Origin of the sequence: Botrimarina colliarenosi (genome assembly GCF_007859955.1) — a bacterium.
Classification (GTDB): Bacteria; Planctomycetota; Planctomycetia; order Pirellulales; family Lacipirellulaceae; genus Botrimarina; species Botrimarina colliarenosi.
The window spans coordinates 1-25,547 of the sequence record NZ_SJPR01000013.1; the positions used below are offsets into that span (position 1 = coordinate 1).

At 62.2% G+C, this 25,547-nt stretch carries 20 protein-coding genes and 1 pseudogene; 14 read left to right on the forward strand and 7 right to left on the reverse strand.

The genetic code is table 11. From position 1 onward, the window contains the following. Positions 1–594: 594 nt before the first annotated feature. The 5 genes from Pla108_RS20330 to Pla108_RS20350 all read left to right on the forward strand — a co-directional run bounded on the left by Pla108_RS20330 (position 595) and on the right by Pla108_RS20350 (position 8,211). Positions 595–1,518 carry a hypothetical protein gene (locus tag Pla108_RS20330; RefSeq protein ID WP_197526757.1) on the forward strand — a complete coding sequence of 308 codons (924 nt, stop codon included), beginning with the start codon at positions 595–597 and terminating at the stop codon, positions 1,516–1,518. A gap of 110 nt (positions 1,519–1,628) precedes the next feature. After that, positions 1,629–2,660: a DUF1559 family PulG-like putative transporter gene (locus Pla108_RS20335; RefSeq protein WP_146446838.1), complete on the forward strand. Its 1,032-nt coding sequence runs from the start codon at positions 1,629–1,631 to the stop codon at positions 2,658–2,660. A 240-nt stretch (positions 2,661–2,900) separates the two neighbouring features. Beyond that, positions 2,901–3,878: a hypothetical protein gene (locus Pla108_RS20340; RefSeq protein ID WP_146446824.1), complete on the forward strand. Its 978-nt coding sequence runs from the start codon at positions 2,901–2,903 to the stop codon at positions 3,876–3,878. A 92-nt stretch (positions 3,879–3,970) separates the two neighbouring features. Further along, positions 3,971–5,227 (forward strand): ADP-ribosylglycohydrolase family protein, encoded by a 1,257-nt coding sequence (locus Pla108_RS20345; protein WP_146446825.1) that lies wholly within the window; start codon positions 3,971–3,973, stop codon positions 5,225–5,227. Next, positions 5,224–8,211: a DUF2961 domain-containing protein gene (locus tag Pla108_RS20350; protein WP_146446826.1), complete on the forward strand. Its 2,988-nt coding sequence runs from the start codon at positions 5,224–5,226 to the stop codon at positions 8,209–8,211. The genes Pla108_RS20345 and Pla108_RS20350 overlap by 4 nt, the downstream gene beginning before the upstream one ends. 470 nt (positions 8,212–8,681) lie before the next feature. Here the strand turns inward: Pla108_RS20350 and Pla108_RS20355 are convergent, their stop codons facing one another. Beyond that, entirely contained in the window at positions 8,682–9,989 is a 1,308-nt protein-coding gene (locus Pla108_RS20355) for an IS701 family transposase (protein WP_231934570.1), read from the reverse strand. A 172-nt stretch (positions 9,990–10,161) separates the two neighbouring features. On the opposite strand from Pla108_RS20355, the gene Pla108_RS21130 reads away from it, so the two are divergent. The 3 genes from Pla108_RS21130 (at position 10,162) to Pla108_RS20365 (ending at position 11,535) form a co-directional block, all read left to right on the forward strand. Then, positions 10,162–10,572 (forward strand): IS5 family transposase, encoded by a 411-nt coding sequence (locus Pla108_RS21130; RefSeq protein WP_197526758.1) that lies wholly within the window; start codon positions 10,162–10,164, stop codon positions 10,570–10,572. Next, positions 10,541–10,930 carry a transposase gene (locus tag Pla108_RS21135; protein WP_197526759.1) on the forward strand — a complete coding sequence of 130 codons (390 nt, stop codon included), beginning with the start codon at positions 10,541–10,543 and terminating at the stop codon, positions 10,928–10,930. The genes Pla108_RS21130 and Pla108_RS21135 overlap by 32 nt, the downstream gene beginning before the upstream one ends. Before the next feature lie 197 nt (positions 10,931–11,127). Further along, positions 11,128–11,535, forward strand: coding sequence for an integrase core domain-containing protein (locus Pla108_RS20365; protein ID WP_146446827.1), 408 nt, complete (start codon positions 11,128–11,130; stop codon positions 11,533–11,535). A gap of 250 nt (positions 11,536–11,785) precedes the next feature. On the opposite strand, the gene Pla108_RS20370 is transcribed toward Pla108_RS20365, so the two are convergent. The 5 genes from Pla108_RS20370 to Pla108_RS20390 form a co-directional block, all read right to left on the reverse strand. After that, positions 11,786–12,547 carry a hypothetical protein gene (locus Pla108_RS20370; protein WP_146446828.1) on the reverse strand — a complete coding sequence of 254 codons (762 nt, stop codon included), beginning with the start codon at positions 12,545–12,547 and terminating at the stop codon, positions 11,786–11,788. Positions 12,548–12,621: 74 nt separating this feature from the next. Next, positions 12,622–15,135, reverse strand: a complete 2,514-nt coding sequence (locus Pla108_RS20375) for a PQQ-dependent sugar dehydrogenase (RefSeq protein ID WP_197526760.1) — start codon at positions 15,133–15,135, stop codon at positions 12,622–12,624. A gap of 210 nt (positions 15,136–15,345) precedes the next feature. After that, positions 15,346–16,317 (reverse strand): PEP-CTERM sorting domain-containing protein, encoded by a 972-nt coding sequence (locus Pla108_RS20380; RefSeq protein WP_146446830.1) that lies wholly within the window; start codon positions 16,315–16,317, stop codon positions 15,346–15,348. 85 nt (positions 16,318–16,402) lie between these two features. Then, the gene (locus Pla108_RS20385) at positions 16,403–18,253 is read right to left on the reverse strand and encodes a hypothetical protein (RefSeq protein ID WP_146446831.1); all 1,851 of its coding nucleotides are present in this window, start codon (positions 18,251–18,253) and stop codon (positions 16,403–16,405) included. 267 nt (positions 18,254–18,520) lie between these two features. Beyond that, positions 18,521–19,636 carry a DUF1559 family PulG-like putative transporter gene (locus Pla108_RS20390; RefSeq protein WP_231934571.1) on the reverse strand — a complete coding sequence of 372 codons (1,116 nt, stop codon included), beginning with the start codon at positions 19,634–19,636 and terminating at the stop codon, positions 18,521–18,523. A gap of 420 nt (positions 19,637–20,056) precedes the next feature. Between Pla108_RS20390 and Pla108_RS20395 the strand changes: the two genes are divergently transcribed. The 3 genes from Pla108_RS20395 (at position 20,057) to Pla108_RS20405 (ending at position 23,713) form a co-directional block, all read left to right on the forward strand. Beyond that, positions 20,057–20,602 carry a sigma-70 family RNA polymerase sigma factor gene (locus Pla108_RS20395; protein ID WP_197526761.1) on the forward strand — a complete coding sequence of 182 codons (546 nt, stop codon included), beginning with the start codon at positions 20,057–20,059 and terminating at the stop codon, positions 20,600–20,602. 114 nt (positions 20,603–20,716) lie between these two features. Continuing rightward, the gene (locus Pla108_RS20400; protein WP_146446834.1) at positions 20,717–22,453 is read left to right on the forward strand and encodes a FecR domain-containing protein; all 1,737 of its coding nucleotides are present in this window, start codon (positions 20,717–20,719) and stop codon (positions 22,451–22,453) included. A 282-nt stretch (positions 22,454–22,735) separates the two neighbouring features. Beyond that, positions 22,736–23,713 (forward strand): DUF1559 family PulG-like putative transporter, encoded by a 978-nt coding sequence (locus Pla108_RS20405; RefSeq protein ID WP_197526762.1) that lies wholly within the window; start codon positions 22,736–22,738, stop codon positions 23,711–23,713. Positions 23,714–23,795: 82 nt separating this feature from the next. Here Pla108_RS20405 and Pla108_RS21715 read toward each other — a convergent pair. Further along, positions 23,796–23,909 (reverse strand): annotated as a pseudogene (locus tag Pla108_RS21715) (IS3 family transposase); the annotation flags it as partial. 83 nt (positions 23,910–23,992) lie between these two features. Here Pla108_RS21715 and Pla108_RS20410 point away from each other — a divergent pair. The 3 genes from Pla108_RS20410 to Pla108_RS20420 all read left to right on the forward strand — a co-directional run bounded on the left by Pla108_RS20410 (position 23,993) and on the right by Pla108_RS20420 (position 25,284). Further along, on the forward strand, positions 23,993–24,280 hold the full coding sequence (locus Pla108_RS20410; protein WP_146446836.1) for a transposase: 288 nt from the start codon (positions 23,993–23,995) through the stop codon (positions 24,278–24,280). Beyond that, positions 24,277–24,471 carry a hypothetical protein gene (locus tag Pla108_RS20415; RefSeq protein ID WP_146446837.1) on the forward strand — a complete coding sequence of 65 codons (195 nt, stop codon included), beginning with the start codon at positions 24,277–24,279 and terminating at the stop codon, positions 24,469–24,471. Before Pla108_RS20410 ends, Pla108_RS20415 begins: the two co-directional genes overlap by 4 nt. Before the next feature lie 537 nt (positions 24,472–25,008). Then, the gene (locus tag Pla108_RS20420) at positions 25,009–25,284 is read left to right on the forward strand and encodes an ArdC family protein (RefSeq protein ID WP_261342537.1); all 276 of its coding nucleotides are present in this window, start codon (positions 25,009–25,011) and stop codon (positions 25,282–25,284) included. Positions 25,285–25,547 lie beyond the last annotated feature (263 nt).

Here is a 25,547-nt window from a genome sequence, read left to right on the forward strand (position 1 = left end):
AGACGCCGATCCAAGAACTAGCAAGCCCTCCGGGCCCACGCGGGGAGGCCCAATCCAAACTCCCCCAACCAACCAGCGCTGCACTTTCTCGGCGCCGGGCGCTGCACTTTTCGACTGCCGATCACAGCCAAGAAGAGTCGCTCACTCCCTCGGAGTTTCGCGAATCGACACGGCGACGCAATGGCTTGACGCATAACGACACATGATTTCCGCATTTGCGTATCGCGAGTCTCGTATGCCCGAATGAAAGTAGGGATAAGGACATGGCTTCCGCGAACGTACGCAGGGGCCGGGTTCTTCCTCGTCACCCTACCGAGAAGGACGTTCCTGCTAGACGACGGCTCATTCGAGCCGTGCCTCTGCCTCTCCCGCGGTAGAAGCACTTGTGGAGAGCAGAACGACGCGTCGGCTGGCGAGTCCGCCCCCTCTTCCTCGAATCCACCACTTCTCCCACGAACCTGACCGTAGCTGGCTGCCGCGTACCGCGGCGGCGATGAGCGATGCGAGACGCCCGGTTCCGTTGGCGACTCGGTCGGCGCCAACTCTTCACCACTTTTCTTCTCGACTCGGCTTCCATTGAAAAAGGAGAGACTAATGAGACTTGTTCCCCTTGCACTAATGTCTTGTGTGGTTGGCTTGGCGGCTGTAGGCGCCCAAGCGGCCTCTGTCAGCTACGTCGGCACGCAGTACGACATCGGTGGCACGTTCTTCCCCGGCGGCGGACCCGCCGACCAGAACGCCTACGTCGTCGCTGGCTGGCGTGCGAACGACGTCGCGAAGACGCTCGACCTGGACAACAACGACGTCTATGGCAGCGCCGGCTACGCGATGTTTGGCACTCGCTTCGATTACCCGAACGCCAACGCAACCGGCGGCAACGCATTCGTCGCCCCGACTGACAACAGCGTCTACCCGAACTTGATCGACTTGCCAAGCTTCGTCAGCAACTCGCAGATCCTCTCCAGCCGCAAGGCGGGAGGCTGGTCTTACGCGCTGATCGATGACCCGCAACTAACCAACGGGGGACGTGACTACAACTGGGGCGCCTCGCAAACTCCCGCGTCGGTCTTCCAGCCGCCGTATGTGAAGCTGGGTGTGCTCGATGGAACCGGCACGGTCTCGGGCGCCGACCCGACGGTAGCGCCTGCGGAACGTTGGGGTTTTGAGGTCGGAGCCAATGCGCCCTCACACATCCGCGTTGGCGTGATGACCGATGGGTTGGACAGCACCAATTGGGCGCCGAGTGAAGTCTTCATCCAGCAAGTCTCGGGGGGAGCGCCCGTCGGAGCGCCGGTTTCGACCGGAACGGTTTTGAAGAACCGCTTCATCGACATGCACTTCTTTGACATCGTCGGCGCCCAGGCGGGCGAAGAGTTTGTCTTCCTGGCGGCCAACCCCGGTGGTGGGTCGGCGGGAATCTCAGGCTTCGCGTTCGATGTCGTGCCCGAGCCGTCGAGCGCCCTCCTCGCCACGCTGATGGTGGTCGGCGGGTTGGCGGGTCGGCGTCGGGTCGCCTGAGCGAACTAAATTAATTTGCAAACGAGCCGTATGCCTGGAGAGCGGTGCAGGACACCGCTCTCCGGGTAACCGGTCATCGAAGGAACTGAGGACGGAGCGACACTGAGGCCATGTCAAATCAAAACAAAACAACTCGACGCGTCTATGCTGGCTCACAGGGCTTCACGCTCGTGGAGCTGCTGGTGGTCATTGCGATCATTGGGATCCTGGTAGCCCTCCTGTTGCCGGCGGTCCAAGCGGCGCGCGAGGCGGCTCGCCGCAACGCCTGCTTGAACAACATGAAGCAGTTGACGCTCGGCGTCATGAACCACGAGAGCGCCACGGGGCGCCTGCCTGCCGGGTTCACCACCTTGGACGGCAGCGGCGACCTCAACCATACGTGGGCGACCTACACCCTTCCGTACTTGGAAGAGGCGACGCTCTTTGGACAGATCGACTTTGAGAAGCCGGTTTTTGAACCCTGGGAAGATGCGGGACGTACTTGCCCAAATTCCGCTCCATGGACCTACACGCAACTCCCGATCTTTCTCTGCCCGTCTGATACGGGACCGGGTATCCATACCGGCGCAGCGGCGTGCTTTACGCACGGCAACTACGTAGGAAACACCGGCTGGTTCCCTTGGTGGCAGGCTATGCCCAAGACGCAGTACGAGTTCTTTCGCAACGACAATTTCAACTCCTCAGGAGTGGATAAGCGCGGCGTGTTCGAAAAAGTCTATAGCGAAGCGAACCTTGGCCTCCCTCTTCAAAAGATCTCCGACGGGACGAGCAACACCGTAATGCTCGGCGAATGCCGTCAGTTCCCCGGCGAAGACTCACGCGGTTTGATCTACCTGGCGAGTTGCTTGTACACGCACATTGATAGGCCAAACTCCAAGGCCACGGACAAGCTGGAGTACTGCCTGGACGGCCCCAACGGGACCGACGATCGCAACGGCGAAGTCTATCCCGAGGCCCCCTGCGACTCGCGAAGCATGTCGCTCCCGCGCGGCCCGATGGCGCAGACGTCCCGAAGCCAGCATCCTGGAGGCACGATTGTCTCATTCTGCGATGGCCGGGCCGTTTTTGTTACCGACGGTGTCGAAGAGGAGGTCTGGCGCGCCGTCTCGACACGCGCCAATGGCGAGGTCCAGTCACTCTAAGAATACAAGCCGAACGCAAACTCAAAGCAGTCCTCCCCTAACTTGGTTGGCGAGATGTTAAACGGAACAAAACTACTCTTGGCGATTGCCCTGGTGTTCGTCGTGGGACGCGGCCGAGAAGCTCGTGCTCTCGAATTGAACTACGCCGGAGCGCACCTTGATATCGGCGGCACTTTCTTCCCCGGCGCCGGGCCGGCTGACCAGAGTGCCTATGTCGTCGTGCCCTGGCGGACGTCCAGCGTGAACAACACTTTCGCTGCGGTCGATGAACCGGGCCAACGCTACTATGGACGGGATGGTTACGCCCTCTTCGGCACACGATTCGACTACCCAAACGCTAACGCGGCGCCCGGCAGCTCAGGCGCGCCCGGTGACACGTTCTTCGAATCGCTGTTTCCGAATCTGATTGATCTGCCCGACTTCATCGTCGACTCACAGATCCTCGCTAGCAAAGTGGTGGGTGGCTATGGCTACGTCCTTATCGACGACCCGCAGATCACCGCCGGCATCGTCGACTTTCAATGGGGCGAAAGCCAGTCACCCCAGTCATTCGGACAACGCCCCTACGTGAAGCTCGGCATCCTTGATGGCTGGGACCAGTTTGGCAACGATCCCGCGAACGTCGATGGCTTGCCCGCGGGTCGGTGGGGCTTCGAGGTCGGCGCCGACACACCGGCCTCCTTCCGCCTGGGCGTGATGGTCGATGGCACCGACAATGCGAATTTTGTCCCGGGTGAGATCTTCCTGGCCAACGTCACTGCGCTTGGTTCCGGATCGGTCAACGACTTCGTTAGTTCCGGCGCTATCCCCAGCAACCGCTTCGTCGATATGCACTTCTTTGACATCAGCGACGCCCAAGAAGGTGACCTCTTCGCGGTTGGCGTAAAGTCGCGGGACGGGGCGATCTCCTTTGGGAACTCGGGCATCTCCGGCTTCAGTTTCGATATCCTCCCCGAGGTTGCCGGCCTCGCCGGCGACTACACCGGTGACGGAAAGGTCGATGCGGCCGACTACACCATGTGGCGCGACACGTACGGCGACTCGGTCGCTGCTGGCGCAGGGGCAGACGGCGATGGCGACGGCGCCATTGGCGACGGAGACTACACTGTCTGGGCGGAGGGCTACGGCGGCGTGCCGTCGACGATCGCGGTTCCGGAGCCGGGCGCCGTCACGCTGTGCCTGGTATTGCTCGCGGGCCTGGCCTCGCGCCGCCAGTAGTCGGTCAATCGAGTAACGGCCCTATCGAACGACTGCCCCGCCAAGTGCGGTGTCGGCCTCTTGACGGTTCTCGACTTCAACTGGAAGCCGGTATGCTCTCCCTGCGCTGTGCTGTCGCTGTCGTTTGCCTGACCAACGCCCTCGCCGCGGCCGAGGACTTGCGACGGATCGCGGTGGCCGACTACGTCGACAAGATGAAGGCCGGCTGGGTCGGCCAGATGGTCGGCGTCGGGTGGGGCTTCCCAACCGAGTTTCAATACCTGGGCAAGGTGATTCCAGCCAACGAGGTCCCGGTTTGGCGACCGGAAACCGTCAATCAATTCAACCAGGACGACCTCTACGTCGAGATGACGTTCCTACGGACGCTCGAGCAGTACGGGCTCGACTGCCCGATCCGCCAGGCGGGGATCGACTTCGCCAACAGCCGCTACCAGCTCTGGCACGCTAACGAAGCCGGCCGCAACAACCTCAGGCGTGGAATCTCCCCGCCCGGCTCGGGGCACCCGAGGTACAATGAGCACGCCGACGACATCGACTACCAGATCGAGGCCGACTACAGCGGGCTGATCGCCCCCGGGGCGCCGCAGGTCCCGATCGATCTCGGCGAGCTCTTCGGGCGGTTGATGAACTACGGCGACGGCGTCTACGGCGGTCAATTCGTGGGCGCCCTCTACTCCGAGGCGTTCTTCGAGAGCGATGTCCGTCGGATCATCGATGCCGGTCTGCGTTGCCTCCCTCCCGAGTCGGCCTATGCCGTTATGGTCCGTGACGTCGTCGCGTGGAGCGACGAACACCCGGGCGACTGGCAAGCGGTTTGGCGTTTGGTCGAAGAGAAGTACCATAACAACGCCGAGCACTCGCCCCCGCTCTGCAGCGGGCACGGCGGCGAGGATCACTTCTCGATCGACGCTAAGCTCAATGGCGCCTACATCCTCCTCGGGCTGCTTTACGGCGACCACGACCCCGACCAGACTACCGTGATCGCGATGCGTTGCGGGCAGGACTCCGACTGCAACCCCTCGAACGCCGCTGGCGTGCTGTTCACCACCATTGGCTACGCTCAGTTACCTCCTCGCTACACGTCGGCCCTCGAGACGGACAGGCGTTTCAGCCACACCGAGTACGACTTCACAGCGTTGACTAACGTTTCACTCAAACTTGCTCGTCAGGCGGTCGAGCGGGTGGGGGGGCGTGTCGAACGCAACACGGCCGGCGACGAGGAATTCGTCATCCCGGTCGTGTCGCCTAGGCCGAGTCCCCTGATGGCGAGTCGCGTGCCTGAGCCAATCGGCCCGAGCCGATTCTCAGAAACCGAAATCAAGCAGATCGATCCCGAGGTGACGCCATGACGTTTATCGCCAATCCGATTCGACTCTCGATCGCGACGCTCGCTGCCTTGCTGGCTCCCGTTCTCGTTGCGGACGCCAAAACGCTTGTCGAATGCGGCGAGTTCACCAGGATCTACGACCCCGGAGTCGGTGAGGAGAAGGCTTGGTACATCAACGACCACTGCTTCATTCAAGGGCCTCGGGATCGGTGGCATCTGTTCGGCATCACGCACGAGGAGCCGCTCGACCCGGCGGACGAAGACAACCTGGCCCACGCCACCGCCGCGACGCTGCTGCAACAGCCTTGGGAGAAGCGGCCGTTCGCCCTCACGGTCGCCCCCGATGCGCCCTGGCTAGAGCAACACCTCTGGGCGCCGCACGTGATCCAACACGACGGGCTCTACTACATGTTCTATTGCGCCGGTGACGCCGATCACTCACGGTACAAGATCCATCTGGCCACCTCGTCCGACCTCAAAGATTGGGCGCGTCACCCGGCGAACCCGATGGTCATCGATGGCTACGACGCCCGGGACCCGTTCGTCCTCCGGCATGACGGGAAGTGGCTCATGTACTACACCGCCAACAGCCAACCCGAGGGTGGCAACCACTTGGTGGCGTGCGTCGAAAGTGACGACCTCCTGCATTGGGGCAATCGTCGAGTCGTGTTCACCGACCCCACCAGCGGCACCTTTGGGGGACCGACCGAGTCGCCGTTCGTCGTCCGCCGCGGAGCTAAGTACTACCTCTTTATCGGGCCTCGCGACGGCTACGACGGCACCGACGTGTTCGTCAGTGACTCGCCTTTTCTCTGGCGTGACGAGGACTTGGTTGGCCACTTCCCGGCGCACGCCGCCGAAGTAGTGCGGGACGAGCGAGGCGAGTGGTGGATCAGCCGTTGCGGCTGGGGTAAGGGCGGGGTCTACCTGGCGCCGCTCACTTGGAGTGACGCCCTCGACGACGCGGACACGAACGTCCCGGTCGCCGTTGGCGGCCCTCCGCCGGTAACGACCGGGACTCTGGTCCGCCAAATGGTCGACTTTGACCGCTTATGCGAGACCCCCGTTCACCCGTACAAGACGCTACAAGTCACCTCGACAGATCGCCGCAGCGACACGCCCGGCGGGCCCGATTGGTTCGCCAACTCCGATGGCTTTGGCGGCGCGCCAATCCCGCCTTTCGAGCGGGTGCTCAAGAAGCCGGGCGACGACGGTGTCGGTGAGTATTTGCTCGCGGACATCGAAGGCCCCGGCGCAATCGTCCGGACATGGACCGCCGATATCAACGGCAACCTGCGGGTCTACCTCGACGACGCCGACACGCCGATCTACGACGGCCCCGCTGAACGTTTTCTCCACCACCCGTGGGACACGTTCACCGAGGGGAGCGGTGTCTCAGCCGAGACGCTCGAAGGGGCGTACTACCAGCGAGACGCCGCCTACTGCCCGATGCCTTTCGCCAAGCGTTGCCGCATCGTGTGGACCGGTAAACGGGATCACGTCCACTTTTACTACGTGCAGTTCCGTAAGTACCTCGGCGACACGCCATTTGTAGAAACCTTCCAGCCCGATGATCTCGCCACCTATGCGGCCGATATCAAGCATGTCTCGGCGGTTCTCAAAGACCCCGACGCAAACCACTCTCTTGGCGGCGCGTCGACCGAGTCGATTGACGTGACGCTCGCGCCGGGACAAACGAGCGAAGCACTCCGGCTCGAAGGCCCGGCGGCGATTGAGCAACTACGACTCCGGGTCGAGGCGGCCGATGAGACCGCGGCGCTGCGACAAACTGTCATGCACGTTACGTTCGACGACTGGTCTGTCGCACAAGTGCAGTCACCCGTTGGCGACTTCTTCGCCGCCGCCCCAGGGGTGAATCCCTACGTGTCGTTGCCGTTCACCGTCGAATCGAACGGTCGCATGACCAGCCGGTACGTCATGCCTTACCGCCGATCGGCAAGGCTGGCGTTCCAGAATCTTGGTGACCAGCCGGTTCGAGTCACCGGCGAGGCAAGCAGCGCTCACCGCGACTGGGACGACGCCCGCTCGATGCACTTCTACGCCCGTTGGCGGATGCTGCACGACATCTCGACCCCGCCACAGTTTGACGTCCCGTTCCTGTTCGCGCACGGGTCGGGACGCTACGTCGGAACCGCCTCGCTAATGCGTAACACGGCCCGCGGCGTGCACATGGGCGGCACTTGGTGGGGCGAGGGAGATGAGAAGGTCTATGTCGATGACGACCGCATCCCCTCTTGGTTCGGCACCGGCTCGGAGGACTACTACAACTACGCTTGGAGCGCCGTTGATATTTTTTCTTACCCGTACGCCGGTCAGCCACGGAACGATGGCCCCGGCAACCGTGGCTTCGTAACCAACTACCGATTCCACTTCCTCGACGACCAACCGTTTACCGAGCGGATCGCGTTTACGATGGAATTGCTCTCGAATCATCCGGTCGACGACTTCAGCTACGGCTGCCAAGCGTACCACTACGGACGGCCCGGCATGATCGACGACCATCGCCCGATCACGTCGGAAGACGTACGCCGCCCCACCCTACCGACCCCCTGGAAGCCGCTGGCCATCTTCGCCTCCGCCGGCGCGACTTTCCTCGAGCCCGAGGCGCTTACCTCTGCCGAGCACGAAATCAAGACCGGCGACCTCTGGTCCGAGGGCAAGCTGTTCGTCTGGTCGCCAGACACTGAGGGTGAGACGCTCACCCTCAAGCTGCCCGTCAATCACGAGGGGACCTACGAGGTCCGGCTGGGCATGGCGATTGACCCCGACTCAGGCGTCGTAAGTGCGACACTCGACGGCAAGCCATTCGGGTTCGGCGGCAAGAGCGAGGCCATGCCTCTCCATTCCGACCGGCGAACCATGTTGCGCGCTTCAGAAAGCGAGGCCATCAAACTGACTCAAGGCGACCACGAATTGGTGCTGCGGTACGAAGGCGGTGCTCCACGCGTCGGCGTCGACTTCGTTTGGCTGCAGCCAAGCGGATAGAGGCAGTTTCAGATCTCGTGGCTCTAGCTGAACCGGTTGTCTTGTCGCTGTGCAGGGCTTCTCTAGAAGGAGCCCGTACGGCGCCATATTTCCACCGACCGAGAACGTCGTTTCTCGGCGGATGCACTCGATTCGAGTCGAAGAATGTCGGCCAGAGATTCAGGGTTCCGCGTCGGGTAGAGGGGGCGCCTTTGGCAAAGCTCGTAGGGAGGTTCGATTACCCTTTACCTGCAGCCGCGACGCTTTGCGTCGGCGCGGGCGTTGGTTGGGTCAACCGCCAACCGATGACACCTGGGGCGACCTGCCTTGTGAACCTCAGTTCGAGCAACGAATCATCGGCATGCGTAACAAGCTCCTATCTCTCCCCACTGGTCGCTGCTATGCGTCCTTCAGTCCGATCAAGTCAACCCGATTCGAGCGCACTACGAAGGTCCGTTTGCCTCTATCGACCTTAGTTCGACTTTTGCACATCAAGCGGCGTTGGCGTAGGCGTTCTCCAGGAGTTGTTGGACTTTCCGAGACCCCGGCCCGCGTAGCGCGAGTGATAAGACCTTCTGCCGGACGCTGAGCCTTCGTAGCGTGGCGAGCATGTCGGCGAGGGAGGGCTCGGCCTTGGACGTGTACCACGGGCATTCGAGCGGCTGGTAAGAACGGTAGCCTTTCTCGGCGAACCATAGCACGACCAGCGAGTACAGCAGCATCGCCACGGGCGCTGTCCGCTGGACTGACTTGCGGCTCCAGCCCTGCGGCTGCTCGAAGCCCAGGTGCTGCTTGCTGTCGTGGAACGCCACCTCGATACTCCAACGGCTGGCGTACCAAGCGATCACCCGTTCGGCCGAGGCGTCGTGACGCGTCGGGTAGAACGCCTGCGGCTTGCGTCCGCCGGTGAGCGGCTCAACTGCCACGATACGCAGCCGCTTATCTGGAGCTTTATGGACCCGGGCCTCGCAATCGGCAATCCGGGCCGTCTCGCTCCGACCGTAGATGGCGAACGTCAACCGCCGGCAACGCTCTTGGAGCATCGCCGCGGGTGTCGGCAAGAGCTGGCCCCGCTTACGGGGACGCCCCTGGGTCCTCGGCTGGCGTACGGGCGGCTCGCTGTACAGCCGCGCGTCCATGAGTAGGCGGCTGGTCAGGTCGCAGTTACTCGGCAGGTGATTCGGCACGCTCTGACTGCCGTAGGCGCTGTCGGCTACCACGTGAAAACGCCTGCCTTGATCGTGTTGGCACAGCACGCCAAGCATCTCGACCGCCAACTCGGGACGCGTGCGGTAAACACGGCGACGCTTGGACGCTTCTTTCTTGTTGAGGTACAAGCGGAACAAGACCGGCAGGCAGTAGAAGTGACCCGGGCGGAAGGGCAGTTCGACGATCACCCCCAGCACGACCCAGCTGTGGCCCCAGTTCATCACCGCCTTGTTGCGTGTCGAGATCAGCGGGTCGTGGTGCATGCCGCAGCCGAACATCTTCAAGCCCCGCTTGCGGGCCAGCGTGTCATCCAACGCCAGTAGCACGTCCCCCTCGACCCACCTCGTTACCAGGTCCAGCACGGCTAGGCCGACCCGTTCGAGCGACCACCGCGCGGCGCTAAACACCCGGTGGTACGACGAGTAGTGCTTGTCGGCCGAGTCACCCGCCGCGAGGATCATCCGCGTCACTGTTCGTCGGCTGGCCAGCACCCAACCGGTAGCGACCGTCGCGAAGCTCAGGAAGGTCGGCGTGGTCATCGACACCGCAAAGGGTTGCAACAGGGCCGCAAATCCGAGTACAAGCTCCATCGCGAGCCTCCTTGCTCAAGCGTGCGTGGATGTCAGAACCCAAGCATCTTGACGGAGGCTCACGCTATGTCGGGAGACCAATTCTCGAACCGCTAAACTGCAAAAGTCAAACTTAGAGGCTGTCCAATAACTGCTATTTGAGCAGCTGGGTAGAACAGTTGCCGTCCGTTGCATGAGCAGGACGCCCTTCCCGACCGATCTTACGGACCACCAGTGGCGGCGGATGAAGCCCTGGGTCCCCACCGACGCGGCCACCGGCCGCCCGTCGAAGTACAGCAAGCGTGAGATCGTCAACGCGATCCTGTACGTCACACGCAACGGCTGCACCTGGCGTGGTCTTCCGCACGACTTCCCGCCTTACCGGATCGTGTTCCACTGGTTCCGCAAGTGGCAGGCGGACGGCACGTGGGAGCGTCTGCACACGAAGCTCCGCGAGCGGGTCCGCGAGAAGGCGGGGCGATCGGCCAAGCCCACGGCGGCGGTCCTCGACAGCCAGACCATCAAGACGACCGAGCAAGGCGGGCCTCGCGGCTACGACGCCGGAAAAAAAAGTGCTCGGCCGCAAGCGGCACGTGGTCGTTGACACGCTGGGGCTGGTGTGGGCCCTCGTGGTCACGCCGGCCGACGTGCAGGACCGCGACGGGGCAAAACTCGCCCTGGCGGCGTTGCGCGAGTCGGTCAAGTTCCCCAAGGTCATCTGGGCGGACACGGCGTACCGCTCCGTGGTCGATTGGGCGTTCGTAAAATGGCTTTGGCTGGTCGAAATCGTCACGCGTCCCCGCGGCAAGTTCGTTCTGCAGAAGAAACGCTGGATCGTCGAACGCACCTTCGCCTGGCTCAACCGATCGCGACGGCTCGCCAAGTCGTTCGAGCGAACCACCGAGAGCGACACCGCCTTCGTCCAAGTCGCCATGATCCAACTGATGGTCAAACGGCTATAAAATGATGGTTATTGGACACGCTCTAAGACTTGCTAATCGTTTCTATGACTTGCAAGAGTCCAAAGGGGAAGTCGTTTCCCCAAGTCATGGCAGAGTAAGTAGTTGCGAGATTTGGGTTGGTAGCCTCATAACCTCGAGGTCGTCGGCCCGCGACGCTCAAGGCCGACGATAAGTGGGTTACCGCTCAAGCGGAGTCGATGCTGGAGCAGGCGCGCGGGATGGAGTTGCCGGTTCGCTACCTCGTGCGGGGCCTCGACTTCAAGCACTCCAATCGCTTCGACCAAGCCTTCGCTGATAACGGCGTCTCGGTTGAGCCCACGGCGCCGCGGGCGCCGAACCAGAACGCGTTCATCGAGCGCTGGATCGGTTCGATCCGTGGCGAATGCCTCAACCGGTTCATCGTCTTCGACTTGGGGCATCTCGATCACCTTGTTGCTTCCTACCTGGACTATTATCACCAAGCGCGTCCGCATCAGCGGAAGGAGAACAAACCGCTGCTTGGCGTCTGGCCCGAGGTCGATGACCCGCCGGAGAAGGGAGAGGAGATCGTCTGCCGCAAGTGGCTCGGCGGCGTGCTCAAGCACTACGAACGAAAGGCGGCCTGACGAGTTACGCAACGGCGCCTCGGCTCAACTCCGCGCTTGTGGCGATTCTCTGTCTTGCGCTGCTGACAAAGCCCGCGTGACTCGTGACAATCACCAACGCCAAGATCGCGGCTCAACCGCCGAATCAGCCTTCAATCGTCGGAGGTTCATCAAGTGACAACCTTGTTGAACGGGACGCGTGCGGTCAAATCAAGAAAAGAGGACCCTGCCGCGTCTGTGCCGACAAGCGCGACAGGGTCCGTATCATGGCCTAGCGGCCGCGTTGGCGGCTGGCTGCGAGGAGAACGACCATCCCGAGGACCGAGGTGGCGGTGAGAGGCTCAGGAACGATTTCTAGCCGAATGTCATCGACGCGGACGAGCCCCAAAGTGTTCTGTCCGGACATCAGCAGGAAGTTCTCTAGCGGAGCGCCGAACGCCCGGCGGAAGTCAGCGCTCGAGTAGGTCAAGGAGCCATCGACGTAGACGTCGAACCCGCCATTGCCCGCGTCTCCGCCGGCGGTGTCGATCTCAAGGGCGATCTCGTACCACTGCTGGGTGTTGAGCGCAAAGATGTCATCTACGAAGCCGCCGCCGTCACGCACGTCGAGACTGGCGACGCCCGGCACGTTGGCGGCGTCGGTGGTAACGCGTACATAGGGGCCGTAGTCGCCGTACCAATCGATGGTCTCCGAGCTGTCAGTCAGGCCGAACGCGTGGTCGATCTGTGCGTCGTCTTCGACATAGATACGGAACGAAAGAGTAGCCACGCCCGAGACCGAGACGCCGAGGGATCGATAGCTGTGAAGCCAATCCGCCGAGCCGGCGTTCACGATGTACTGGTTCCCGCCGTCGGTCGCGATCTGGCTGGTTGCGGGGGTCTCGATGGTCCAGGGGGGCGAGGCGACGGCGTCGACGTCGCCTACTGCGTAGCCCTCGAAGTCATCAACGAGGATCGCCGCTTGAACAGACGGCGCTAGAGAGAGAGCGATAGCCGCGGCGACAAGCCGCCGGCCAATTCGTGTGGCGTTCATTAGGTGCAACTCCAGGAAAAGGGTAGGGAACAGGTCAACAAGGGGGCCGCCGAGGCTAGCGACCCAAGAGGGCGTTATCGCTTCCGTCTCCGACGCGGACACGTGCGAATCGAGGCGAGAGTCATCAGAAGCAGGGCGCCCGGCTCCGGGACGGCGAGCGTCGCTACGTCAGCTAGCGAGGCGCCGTAGTGGGTTCGCCACAAGTCGTAGTCGAACTGATCGACGACGCCATCGGGTACGCCATTGGGTCCCGAACCGTCGGCGGCGCCGTCCTGCGCCACGACGCTGTCGCGCCAGACGGTGTAGTCGGCCGCGTCAACGACACCGTCTTGATTGTAGTCGCCCCTCAGTGCAAAACGGACAACGCCTGACTCCGAAACGGCGGCGTTTGCTTGAAGGAACTCCAGGGTCAGGTCTTGGGCCCCGCCGAGGGTGAACAAGGTCCCGAGGTGGTAGCTCTCCCCAGCCGCCAGGGTGACGGCGCCCTCGGGGGCAAGCTCGCTGAGAGAGAACGCATCGGGGCTCGCCTCGTCCCAACCCGCCTCGCCTTGATCGGCCAGGCTGGACCATTCGCCGTCGGAAGGACGCAGCGTGCCTGAGGCAGAGAGGATCGAGTAGCCATCGATGGCGACGCTAAACTCCGACGCATTGACGAGGATGGCTTCGCCCGTGGTGGGATCGACGGTGAGGAGAAGGTTGTTGACGGGTGCGTCACCGAGGTAGGTAACCTGTCCGGTGAGCAGCGACCCATTCGGACCGCTGTACTGGAAAACGAGGTCTTCGGCGTTCACGCCAAACGCGACCTGTGTGTTTCGGTACGCTGATCCCAAGCTGACCGACGCGCCACCAGTGAGGACGAGCGTGCCGGTGGGGTTCAGTTCGCTGAGCACTGTGGCCAGCGGTGCGGCCTCTTGCCAGCCGGGTTGGCCCTGGTCGGACAGGCTGCTCCATGAGCCGTCTGCAGGGGAGAGCGCCCCGAGGTCTGACAGCAACGAGTACCCGTCGATCTCGACCGCGGCGTCCGACCCGTTCAATAGTGAGATCGCCCCAGTGGCTCGATCGACAACCAGCTGCAACGCCGCGCCGCCGACGAGGCGGCGGATCATGCCATCGGTCTTGGTGAGGATGTAGATCTCGCCGGAGTTATCGACGCCGAACCGCAGATCGACCCGACCGGGCAGGATGTCGCCTTGTAGATCGACGTCGGTCTGTGCGCCGAAGTTGTCGGTTAGGTAGAGTTGGACCTCCTCGACGCCCACCGTGGTGGTCGGGTCGGTGAGGTCGATCGACTTCATCGCGTCGGCGTCGGCGGCGAAGATTCGTCCGTTGACGATGTCGCCAAAGATGAACTTCCCGTAGAGCTGCGGGATCGCCGAGCCCCGGTAGATGACGCCGCCCGCAATCGCATTCCCTTCGCCGTGGTCGTACTGAGCGACCGGGTAGAGGTACTCTTCGCCGCGAAAATCGACGTCAAGTGCGTCGGGTACGTTGTTCGGGAAAACCTGATCGGCGTCACCGTTGCCGCCGTTGGAGAGGTCGTTGCCGTTGACGAAGGTCCCCTCACGCAGTGCCCAGCCGTAGTTGCCGCCGGGCACAATGCGCTCGATTTCTTCGACATTGGCGTGACCGACGCTCGTTACGAACAGCGTGCCGTCGGTGTCCCAGACCATGCGGTGGCCGTTGCGGAAGCCGAACGCGTAGATCTCGTCGAGCGTGTTGGGGTCGCCGTCTACGAAGGGGTTGTCGCTGGGAATTGTGTAATCACCGATACCTGCTTGCCCGCCGGTGACGCTCGGGCTGCGCGGGTCGATCCTTATTAGGCTGCTGGCGAGAGAATCGAGTCGTTGCAACTGGCCGGGTTGACCCTCGGTCGGGCTCCCCTGCGGGGCGCCGGCGCCGTTGATATAGCCCCAGTCGCCGCCCGAAAGGTACATCATGCCGTAGTCGGCGTCCCCGGGTTGAGCGATCGGGTTGAAGGCGATGTCCCCGTAGGGGTGAAAGTACGAGTCGGCGGTGGTGCCGACGCGGAGAACTTCTCGGCGGGAACCGTTCGCCTCATTCCATGCCGAGGCCGTGGGGTCAGCCATCGACCATTCGGTAATGACCGTGTGCCAGTTGACGGGGTGCGAGCCGGTCCGCAGGTCCACGGTGCTAAAGTCGGGCGAGACGACAGCGTCGGACGCCCGCTCACCGTGGATCGTATAGAATTGGCCGTTGTTCTCGAAGTCGGGGTGGAACTGGAAGCTGATAAGCCCCGCGGCCAACCCGCCGGTTGTCGACATGGCGGGGAAGATCGACGAGCCGCCGCCGTTGGCGGCGTCGACATCAACAAACAGCTGCGGCTGGTTGGCGCCATCTAGTGTAAAAATCTGCCCCCGCAGATCGTTGACAAAGAGGCGGCCATCGGGGGACTCGCGCAGGAAGTTGATCCGCGCCCTGGCGGAACTAGAGTGGTCGCCCTTGCCGCCAACGGTGCCGAGCGTCGCGGGCATCTGGACAAGGTCCGAGATCTCGACCCGCAGGCCTTGCTTCACGACAGGCGTGGCAATCTGGGCGGGCGCAGCAGCGGCGCCGATCAAGATCGTCACTATCACCACGACGATACCAGCGGGCCTTCGGTAGCAAACGGCAGTCAATGTCACAGGGGGCGGGCTCAGCAGAGGGAGTCAATCAAGGTGGGGGTGAACTCAACAAGATGGGCGCTAAAGCCCCCTCGATGCGTCGTCGACAGCCGGGTAAAGAACCCGACTGCCGGCGACAACACTTCGCGGCTCGTGCTCTCGCAGCAAAGACGAAGGCTATCGGCGGCGAGCCAGGCCGATCAGACCCACCAAGGCCAGCAGTCCGCTGGTCGGCTCTGGCACGCTTAGGAAGCTGAAGCTGATGCCTTCAAGCGAATTGCCGGCGGCGACGTAGGCCGACTTCCATTCACGGAAATCAAGGAAATCGACGCGCCCACTCAGGTCCAAGTCGCCATCGAAACGGTTTGCGACCGCTTGCTGAAAGTTGTCACGGATAGGGTAGTAATCGTCCAACTCAACGGTTCCGTTGCCATCCGTGTCGCCGGGTAGTAACACCACCCCATCCACTTCGATGTCGTCAACACGGACGGTCTGGCCAACGCCACTGCCGGCCATCAGCAGAACATTAGCCAGCGGCCCATCGAACGCGCGGCGGAAATCGGAACTGGTGTAGATCTGGGTATTGTCCAGGAAAATGTTAAACCCGCCGAGGCCGGCGTCGCCTCCAGTGGTGTCGATGTCGAGGCGGACGTCGTACCACTGGTTCAGATTGAGCGTCGCGATGTCATCGACAAAGCTTCCGCCGTCGCGCGTATCGAGGCTCACGACGCCGGCGGCGCCGGCGGTGTCGTCGGTGACGCGGATATAGGGACCGTAGTCGCCGTACCAATCGATGATGCCGTTGGTCCCTTCGGGGGTGCCGACCAGGCCAATCGCATGGTCGGTCGCTTCGGCCTCAACGAAAAGGCGGAAGGAGATGGAGCCCGTGTCGAAGATCGCGGCACCCGATTCACGGTAGCTGTGGCGCCAGTCGCCTGTGCCGCCGTAGGTGAGGTACTGGTTGCTGCCGTCCGACACGACGGTCGAGTCGCCGGCGTTCTCAACCGTCCAGGCGGGGGCGCCGACCGTTTGGAGGTCACCCGGGCTGTAGGACTCGAAGTCGTCAACGACGACGGCGCTAGCGGCCACGGGAACGACAAGAACAGCCGCAGCAGCGAACACTCGCTGGAAAGTGAGCAGGGATAGCATTGGAAGATTCCTCAGAGGGGGTTGGCTTCTTAGTTTAATTCAAACTCGGCGCTGAGCCGAAAAAAGGGGCGGGTACGAGTCAGGTTCAATCCTGCCGGCGACCGCGAGCAACAAAACAAGAAATCGCCAAGCCGATCAAGCAAGCCGTGGTCGGCTCGGGAACGGCTAGCGCCGATGAAGTGGAAGCCGTGGCGCCGTAGTTGTTGGCCCACAGGTTGTAGCCAGCCGGCGAGCTGTCGGGGGAGTTGCCATCACGCCAGACCGTGTAATCGGCGGCGTTGACGAAGCCATCGTTGTTGTAGTCGCCGGGGATGCTCGCGGGGATAGCGCCGTAGACGACAACGCCTGTCGATGGCGCCGCGTCACCCGCCAGCAAGAACTCGAGCGCCAAGTCCAGCTCGCCCGCGGAATTGAAGAGGTCGCCGAGGTTGTAGGCGGCTCCGCTGGTGAGCGTGAGCGTGCCGACTGGCAGTAACTCGTTCAAAGCAGTTGCGGTTGGGTTCGACTCTTCCCAACCCGTCACGCCCTGATCGTCGAGGCTGCTCCACGAGCCGGTCAGTAGGGCGCCCGAGCCCGACAAGATCGAGTAGCCTTCCAATTCAATGGTGAACGTCGAGTCGTTTTTCAGCTGGGCCTCGCCCGTCGTCGGATCGACGGTGAGCAGGAGGTTGTTGTTCCTCCGGCTGCCTCCCGCGTAAACAACAATGCCCGCTGTGGTGTCGCCGCTCGGCGTCGAGTACTGGAACACCAATTCTTCTGGCGCAATTCCGAACGCGGTCGGTGGCGCCGGCGAGTAGGCGGCTCCCAACGAGTAGGACTGGCCCGCCCCGAGCGTCAAGCTGCCGGTGGGGCTAAGCTCACTAAGTGAGCTGGCGGTAAGGCCGGCTTCTTGCCACACATTGGCGCCTCCGACGTTCTGGTCGGCTAAGCCGTTGAAAGCGGCGGGGACGAGACCGCCGAGATTGGCGAGGATCGAGTAGCCGTCGATCTCGATCGGTGCGGTCCCTTGATTCGCTAGTGTGATCCCGCCGCCGCTGCCAACGGTGAGCGAGAGCACTTGATCGACACCGAACTGCAAAACCTCACCGTTCCCCCCGGCCGTTAGGAAGGTCCGGTAGACCTGGGCGGTGGGCAGGGAGGGTAGCGCCGAAAAATCGAGGGCGGAGAAGGAGCCGGTGATTGCGGCGGCGTCGATCAGATCCCAACGGTCGCCCGCTGTGGGAGCGTAGCCAGAAACCTGGGGGCGGAGCACGCCGCCGAGCGTCGCGTTCCCCACCACTTCAATTGGTGAGTGCATCGAGCTCGTGAAGATGGGAGCAAACTGCCCACCACCTTCGAGGGCGGCGTTGCCGGCGACTGAGAGGGCGTGTCCGGACCCGCGAATCTGGAGAAGACCCGCGCTGAACAAGCTGCCGGTCGATGACACCGTGGCGGCGCCAGCGCCGCTCGTCCCGATACGCACCGTGCCGGCTGGGTTGATATCTAGCGACGTTGTGCTGAACGTTCCGCCGCCGTGAACCTCGAGCAAGGCGTCGCCAGCAAGGCCGATGTTGGCGATGCCCAGTGGCGCTACCGCCGAAGCGGACCCATTGGTCTCGACCAAAGTGAGTGAGCCTCCCGACTGGACGATGAGCGTGCCGGAGTCGCCCGCCAGCTGACCAAGAACAAGTCCGGCCGCATCCGGAGCGGTGACGCTCAACGACGCAACGCCCCCGTTGTTGATAATGCCGACCTCTTCGAACGAAGCAGCCGGAGCAAATCCAGAATCCCAGTTCGCGTTGGGCGTGTTCGGGTCGGACGACGTCGCCCAGGCGCTGGCGCCGCCGGTCCAGAAGACGTCAAACGCCCATGAGTCGCTGGCCGGCAAGGCGACCCCGATCGTTAACAGGGTGGCGAGACGCCAACGCTGTCGGTAGGTGTTTATCGAATTCCGCATGAGTTGCTCCGCAATGGTGTGACAATATCGATAGCGGATATGGCTTATCGATCTCCGCTCAGGCGACAAGGACAAGTAAGTCGCTAACGGGGAAGACGAGTGGAAACGGGCGTTCTAAAGCAAGGCTTCGGCGCAGGAATCTGCACCAGAGTCAATTCGAGCATCAGCCATGATGATAATTGGGATTACAAGCAATCCAAATCTTGAGTAGCCGGATGAGTTGATTGGAGCAGTTTTCCGGGCCGAAAGCGGAGCTTCACTGGATGACTAGAGTTGATCGACCGACGCGACATTCCCGTCGGCCCGATTGCCCAGGTCGCGGTGGACTTCCCAGTCAATGTCGTACCCGATCGAGTGCACGCTTCCGTCGCACATCGCCGCGAGCCAAACGGAGGAATGCGACGATCCAAAGCGGTTCTGGACGGTTAAAGCGTTGATCTCGGCGTCCGTCATGCTGATTACCGAAGAGTCGGGCATCGGCAGCAGCGCGCTGGCGCCGTTGTTGCTCGCCGTGACACGGAAGTTGTCATTGTTGAAGCCGGTGCACCAAGTCTCGTTGTCGCCCGGGTTCAGTCCTGTTTCGTAATGCTGTGGCGGGACCATCTTCTCGCCAACAAGGTAGGTGTGCGAAGTGCCGTCGGTGATCTTGCGGATGCTAATCTGGCTTTGGCCGAACGAGACCCCCGAGTACTTGGGCGAGCCATCGGCGGCGAGCAGCTTCACTTCTCTTGCAACGGTGGCGGCCCATTGTGCTCGATCCGTCTCAGAGTACGAGGCGGGGCCTGCGAAGGCGTTGGCGGGGGGGGCGAGGCCTCCTGGCCACTCGGGAGAAACGTGCCCGGCGTTGATCGCGTAGTCCATACGGCCGGCGACATCCGGAGTCGTCGAGTTCCTGAGCGTCCCGAAGTTACCGCCCATCGGATAGGGGCGCACCGGACGGCGGGAGGGGCAGTTGGTGATCGTCACGGGAGAGGTGACAACCCGCTCGGCGCCGGCCAATTGGTCACGGTCCGCACGCCGACCGGTGGTGTCGGTCCGTTGTCCGTCGCCACTGCTATCGTGGAGCGCCTGCTCTTCGACGTAGGGAAGCGTGTTGAAGGCCCAGCCACCCGGCTGGTCGGTGCCGAAGCCCCAGTCGGGATCGCCGACGTAGCCCCATCCCCAGCCGCCGGTCTGGAAATGCTTATGGACATCGTGGTGGTTCAGCGAGCCAAGACCCACCTGCTTCAGCTGGCTCTTGCACTGGTTGCGCCGCGCCGCCTCGCGGGCCGCCTGCACCGCGGGGAGCAGCAGCGCCACCAAGATCCCGATGATCGCGATAACGACCAGCAACTCCACAAGGGTGAAGCCCGCAGAGATTGCCTTGCGGCGTACGGTGGGCACAGTCTCTCTACACAGCATACTGCCGTTAGCCCTGAAAGTGACTTCTCTGAAAAGTTCGGAGTAATCTAGGAAATCCAATCCACGCCGGGTGCTGCCAAGGCTGCCACAGACGCCTCCTATGGGTACTTGTCCGGGTCAGGCAAAAAGGTGTCGCTTTTCTTAGAGAATTCCGTTGGGTCGCTGGGAACGCCCCGTTCTGGGTCCGTATGCCGATGCCGAGCGGCGGGGGTAGCAATTCGTGCGGTCCGACGCAGAATCTACGACACCTTTTCGCTTGTTTTGGACAAGACTGGGTAGACCCTGGGACTCCGTCTAACGAGTCCGCTTGCGGCATCCATGGCAGCTCGACCGGAGGCGACGCCTCCACTACCAATGTCAGAAGACGATCAAAATGCCGATCCACCGCTCGATTCGCGAGAATTGTCAGCGGTTCCGGCGACATCGGACCTGGATGGCTTTATCGCCGAACTAACGCGACGACAATCAGGGCTCCAGGCGTATATCGTGGCGACGGTCGGCAATCACATCGACGCCGCCGACATCCTACAGAGAGCCAACCTGGTGCTCTGGAGGAATGCGACGAGCTTTCGACCTGGCGCTGACTTCATGCCCTGGGCAGTCACTATCGCTAAGTACGAGATCCTTTCGTACTATCGTGACCGCGGTCGAGATCGGCATGTCTTCTCCGAAGACGTGGCGTCCCTGATGCTCCAAACGGTACAGGAGGAGTGCGCCGACCCGACCGAAAGGCAGCTCGCTCTGAGAACCTGTTTAGCCGAACTCCCCGAGAAGAGCCGGCGTCTGATCCGCCTCCGCTACGAGTCGGAGAAGACAATGCTCCAGATCGCAGAGACGCTGCGACGCTCTGAGAACGCGGTAAAGTGCGCCTTTGTGAGGGTGCGGAAGCTGCTTGAAGCGTGCGTCAAACAACGGTTGGCGGCCGAGTCGGTCTCGGCCTCTCCGTAGGACTCGGCGTGACGACTACGAGCAAGATAGGAAAACGCTTTCGACTATTGGCGCACCCCAGCCCAGAAACCGAGCCATGACACGACGCGTAGAGGAAGCACGCCGGCTAGCCAGATGAACGAGAAACCTGCCAACGATCACGAACTCGAGTCTGTCCTGCTGCGCGTCCTTGACGAGACAGCCGACGCTAGCGAACGGTCTTGGCTGAACGAGTCGCTACGCCACGACCCGGACCTCCGTAAACGGGCGTGCCGCTTCCTTGTGGACGACTCGCTTCTGCGCGATGAGGAAGACGCGGCGCGGCAGACCAAGGCGCTCTTGCAGACGCTTGGCGAGCGGAACCCCGCTCACGGCCCGGTCGCGACGCCCCGCCACTGGCAGGGACTGCTCGGGTTTGTCAACCAACACGGGCTCGCCGTTTTATCGATCGCGGCCGTGATGGTTATCGCACTGGGTGTACAGAATTTAGTCACGGTCAAGGAGATTGGCCGCCTGCACGCGCTGGGGATCGCCGACCCGGGCCAAGAGGAGGGGTCGGCCGATCTAGCGTATGCCGACAAAGCCCCCAACGCCCGTATCGGTTGGGCGGGGATGGCCCCAGCCACAGTGGTCGGTCGGGTCACAGGGCTCGATCACGTCGTATGGGAGGAAGGGGACGCCGCTTTAGCCTTTGGCGACTCGCTCCTTAAAGGGCGCACGGTCCGGCTCGCAAGCGGGGTGCTCGAATTGTTGCTTGCAACCGGCGCGAAGGTGACGATCGAGGGGCCGGCCCACTTCGAGGCGAGCTCTCTCTCGGAGAGCTCACTGACCCGTGGAAAAATTGCCGCCGCGGTGCCGCGCGCCGCACGTGGCTATACGGTCCTGACGCCGACGTCCGAGGTGGTCGATATCGGAACGCAGTTCGGAGTCGTTGTTGAAGAGTCGGGCGACACCGAGCTGCACGTCTTTGATGGCGACGTCGTCGCCCGCTCTCGACTTGTGGGAGCGTCGCCCGAGCTGCTGCATGCCATGCAGGACGAGGCGATGCGCTTCGGCGGCGTAAGCGACAAGCCGAAGCGGTTCGCCGCCCGGACCAATGATTTTGTCCGACGGCTCGGGCCCAATCTCTTGGCGGGACAACTCCCGCCACTCCCGGTGACAGACGGCTTGGGGCTGTGGTATGCCGCCGACTTTATTCCAGAAGCCGAGATCGGCGGCCCCGTCGCTACCTGGCGAGATTTGCTTGTCGGCGACAACGATTTCGCCGACGACGCCTGGCAGTTCGACGCCCGACGTTGCCCGCAGAAGATCAACGACCACGCGGGCCGTCCCGCGATACGGTTCGATGGCTGGTCAACCTTCCTCGCCACCAGCCCGATGGAGACCAGCGACCGGCAAACCCTCATCGTCGCTTACGCTCCCGCGCCGACGAGCTTTGCCAACGACTACCACGGCGGGATCTTGCTCAAGTACCCCACTGGTGCTCCGTCGCTAGAGCTTGCGGTCTTTGATGACCACTCGACGCGGGGGTGGGTGTGGCCCGGGCCTGGCAGCAAAGAGAATGTCGGAATCATCCGAAGCGCCCCTGTCGAGGGGCTGGGGGTCTCGCTAGTCGTCTACACTTACGATTCAATAGCGGGACGGGCTGAGCTCTGGGCCAATGGCAAGAGCCAAGGCGTGACAGACGCCCCACTCAAGATCCGCCAACCGGGGCGCCGGTTCATCGGGAACCACCCAAATAGCGCAATTGAGGCTGGTTTTCTCGGCAATCTATACGAGGTGCTCGTCTACGACAACGCCCTCGACACGACGGCGCTGACCCAGTTGAACGCGTATTTTCAAGAGCGATATGAACTGGACCTGAATCGCTAGCCCTGCCGTCACGCTTCGACTCAGGCGCCCCGCGAGAAGCAAATCCCCAAGAGTCTCCTCAACTTGGCGACCGCTTCAGCGGTAGTTAAGATGATGGCGTCGCTTTTCTCATCTCATGCTCCGCGAGCCGCGCCGATGTCGCTCCCTCGCAATGGACAATACGCTCGACGACCCCCGTCGTTAGCGATCGAGGCGCGCGCTAGACGGCGCGCTCTTACGGTCGTTGAACTCCTGGTGACGATGGGCATTGTCGGTCTATTATTTGCACTTCTTGCGCCCGCCGTGCAATCCGCCCGTGAAGCGGCCCGCCGGGTGGAGTGTAAGAGCAATCTTAAGCAGCTGGCGTTGGCCTGTTTCGGCCATCACGACGTCCATGCCCATTACCCAACCGGCGGATGGGGGTACTTCTGGCTCGGCGACGCCGACCGGGGCTTTTCAAAGGACCAACCGGGCGGCTGGATCTTCAACCTGCTGCCGTACTTCGAAGCCTACGACCTCTACGATCAAGCCGGCGACGGAGACCCCGATCGACTGACTCGCGAGCAGCGAGTTGGATCGATGCGGATCACAATGACCCCGCTGGCGATTATCAACTGCCCCTCACGACGGGATAATGTTCTCTACCCCCTCAATTCCAACGAGGGCGGGAAGTGGGGCTTCTTCAATTCGAATACACCCTCCGCAGCCGGCCGAAGCGACTACGCGGTGAACTCGGGCCACATCTATAACGAATGGCCCAACCGGGCCCTCGGGCGCGGGCCCGGAAGCTACGGCGACGCCGAAGTCTGGACCGCTAACCGCTTCTGGGGCGGCGAGCAGACCGCCCTGATCCGGAGCGGCTCCGAGCCGATTCCGATGAGTGGCATTTCTTTTGAACGGAGTGCGGTCGCCATCAAGCATGTGACCGACGGGTTGTCCCACACCTATCTGATTGGTGAGCGGCACATCCCGACGATCGCCTACGAATCTGGCTACGATTCCGGTGACAACGAGACGTGGTGCACCGGTTTCAACAATGACAACTACCGAAAGACGGGACGTCTCGTTGGCGATCAGATCGTAGAAGCGACCCCGATCCCCGACAACGCCACCGGCTACGCCGAGCATTGGGGCCGCTTTGGTTCGGCGCACGCCGCGGGCTGGAATGTGGCTTTTTGTGACGGCAGCGTGCGGCAGGTCAGTTACGACATCGACTGGCGTATCCATGGCCACCTCGGCAACCGTCTTGACGGCGAAAGCGTCTCGGCGTCGAGCTACTAGCCACGGGCGGAACGAAGCCTGCGTCACTTGCCTCGACATAAGTGCATGGCCCAGTACTTTCGGATAGCGGCGGGGCTTGGGTTTACGCGGCTAGAGCCGGAGCGTGATCGGCCTCGAATTGATTGGGGGACTTGTAGCCGAGGGTCTGGTGACGGCGCCTCAGGTTGTAGAACGCATCGATGTAGCGGAAGAGGCTCCGCCCCTGCCCTGCTCCCCAAACCTTGATCCAGGTGTTATGAGAGTCTCAACGGCCCCATAGGGGCCTCAAGGAGACTCGCGATGTCAGAGAAGCGAAGGAAGCGTCACAGCGCGGAAGAAGTGGTGCGTAAGCTGCGGGATGCGGATGCGATGCTGAATGCGGGGAAGGACCTGGCGGTGGTGCTGCAGACGCTCGAGGTGAGCGAGGCGACGCTGCATCGTTGGCGTGCGCAGTACGGCGGGATGAAGGCGGAGGAGGCCAAGCGGCTGAAGCAGCTGGAGGAGGAGAACCGTCGGCTCAAGCAGTTGGTGGCCGACCTGTCGCTGGACAACCAGATGCTGAAGCACGTCGCGTCGGGAAACTGGTGAGCCCTTCTCGGAAGCGGGCGGCGGCCGAGGAGCTTCGCGAGAAGTTCTCGGTCTCCGAGCGGAGGGCGTGTCGGACGCTGGACCAGCCGCGGAGTAGCCAGCGTTACCGGGAGAAGCCGAGTGAGGATGAGGCGTCGTTGGTGAAGCGGATGCTGGAGTTGGTCGGCGAGCCGACGACCTCGAGGTTATGAGCCCCTCTCTCTAAGCGTCCCAACTGCTTTGCTGGAGCGTGTTTACGAAAGATAGCAAACTGGTTCCCGAGGTAAAAGTACCTCTTTTTGTAAGCAAGTGCTCGCAATCATTCGCAGAATTGCGACGCAAACGACGGTAAGCTCTCGAAACGTCGCGTAGTTGGAGTCCTTCCAACCACAAAACTTTCGCCAGTAAGCCATCCGTTAGTCTGGACGGCCGTGAGGTGAGTTCTGTAAGTACCGTTTGCTATCGAGTTCGTCCACGAAGTCCTGGACTCGTTTCAGGTAGATGGCGATCACCAGAAGGGCATGACCAGATCGTCTGACACAGCCGTCTGGGTAGACAGGGAGTCGAACTAGGAAGAGCCGGACCTGCGGCCGGCCAAGGTGGTCTAGAAACACGGCAATAGAAAAACGCTTGACTCATCATTCTCAACTGTGGCACTCAAGAGAAAAGTAACTGAGTAGCAAGGAACGGAACAATGCAAGCGATCATCACCATTGCCAACAGCGACGCCGCCCTGCGGGCAGGTTGATTTGGCCCGGGGCGATAGGAAAAGGAAGACAGGCAAACCGAGGCGGGACATCTACCAAGAGGTCACCAATCGCATCTTGGAAATGCTCGACGCGGGCACGGCCCCCTGGCGTCAGCCGATTAAACGCTCCGGACAATCCGATGGGATGCCCAAGAGCTTCTCGACCGGCAAGTACTATCGCGGCATCAACGTGTTCTTGCTGGCGATGACCAGCTGGGCCCACGGCTACGAATCGGACTACTGGTGTCCGTTCTGCGAACCTCAGCTCGCTACCTGATCTCCCTGAAGGCTACCATTATCGTACTGTTGGTGGGCAAACGCAGGTCGTGCGGAATTCGGGTCGCTCGGCAGACTTGCCGGCGATGCATTTGGCTAGAGCGCATCAACGATTGGCGTTCTGCTAGCACGCTCAAATAGTTTAGGCTCCGACGTTTTTGGAGGAGCCTGCGATGGGGAGCTACGCGTACTCGATGGACCTGTGTGAGCGGGTGCTCGCCGACCGCGACGCGGGGATCAGCAAGGCGGCGGTGGCGCGGAAGT

Coding starts and splice junctions, on each gene's coding strand:
- Pla108_RS20330 (WP_197526757.1), top strand. CDS start 595: ATGAGACTTGTTCCCCTTGCACTAATGTCTTGTGTGGTTGGCTTGGCG.
- Pla108_RS20335 (WP_146446838.1), top strand. CDS start 1,629: ATGTCAAATCAAAACAAAACAACTCGACGCGTCTATGCTGGCTCACAG.
- Pla108_RS20345 (WP_146446825.1), top strand. CDS start 3,971: ATGCTCTCCCTGCGCTGTGCTGTCGCTGTCGTTTGCCTGACCAACGCC.
- Pla108_RS20350 (WP_146446826.1), top strand. CDS start 5,224: ATGACGTTTATCGCCAATCCGATTCGACTCTCGATCGCGACGCTCGCT.
- Pla108_RS20355 (WP_231934570.1), bottom strand. CDS start 9,989: ATGGAGCTTGTACTCGGATTTGCGGCCCTGTTGCAACCCTTTGCGGTG.
- Pla108_RS21130 (WP_197526758.1), top strand. CDS start 10,162: ATGAGCAGGACGCCCTTCCCGACCGATCTTACGGACCACCAGTGGCGG.
- Pla108_RS20365 (WP_146446827.1), top strand. CDS start 11,128: ATGCTGGAGCAGGCGCGCGGGATGGAGTTGCCGGTTCGCTACCTCGTG.
- Pla108_RS20370 (WP_146446828.1), bottom strand. CDS start 12,547: ATGAACGCCACACGAATTGGCCGGCGGCTTGTCGCCGCGGCTATCGCT.
- Pla108_RS20380 (WP_146446830.1), bottom strand. CDS start 16,317: ATGCTATCCCTGCTCACTTTCCAGCGAGTGTTCGCTGCTGCGGCTGTT.
- Pla108_RS20385 (WP_146446831.1), bottom strand. CDS start 18,253: ATGCGGAATTCGATAAACACCTACCGACAGCGTTGGCGTCTCGCCACC.
- Pla108_RS20400 (WP_146446834.1), top strand. CDS start 20,717: ATGAACGAGAAACCTGCCAACGATCACGAACTCGAGTCTGTCCTGCTG.
- Pla108_RS20410 (WP_146446836.1), top strand. CDS start 23,993: ATGTCAGAGAAGCGAAGGAAGCGTCACAGCGCGGAAGAAGTGGTGCGT.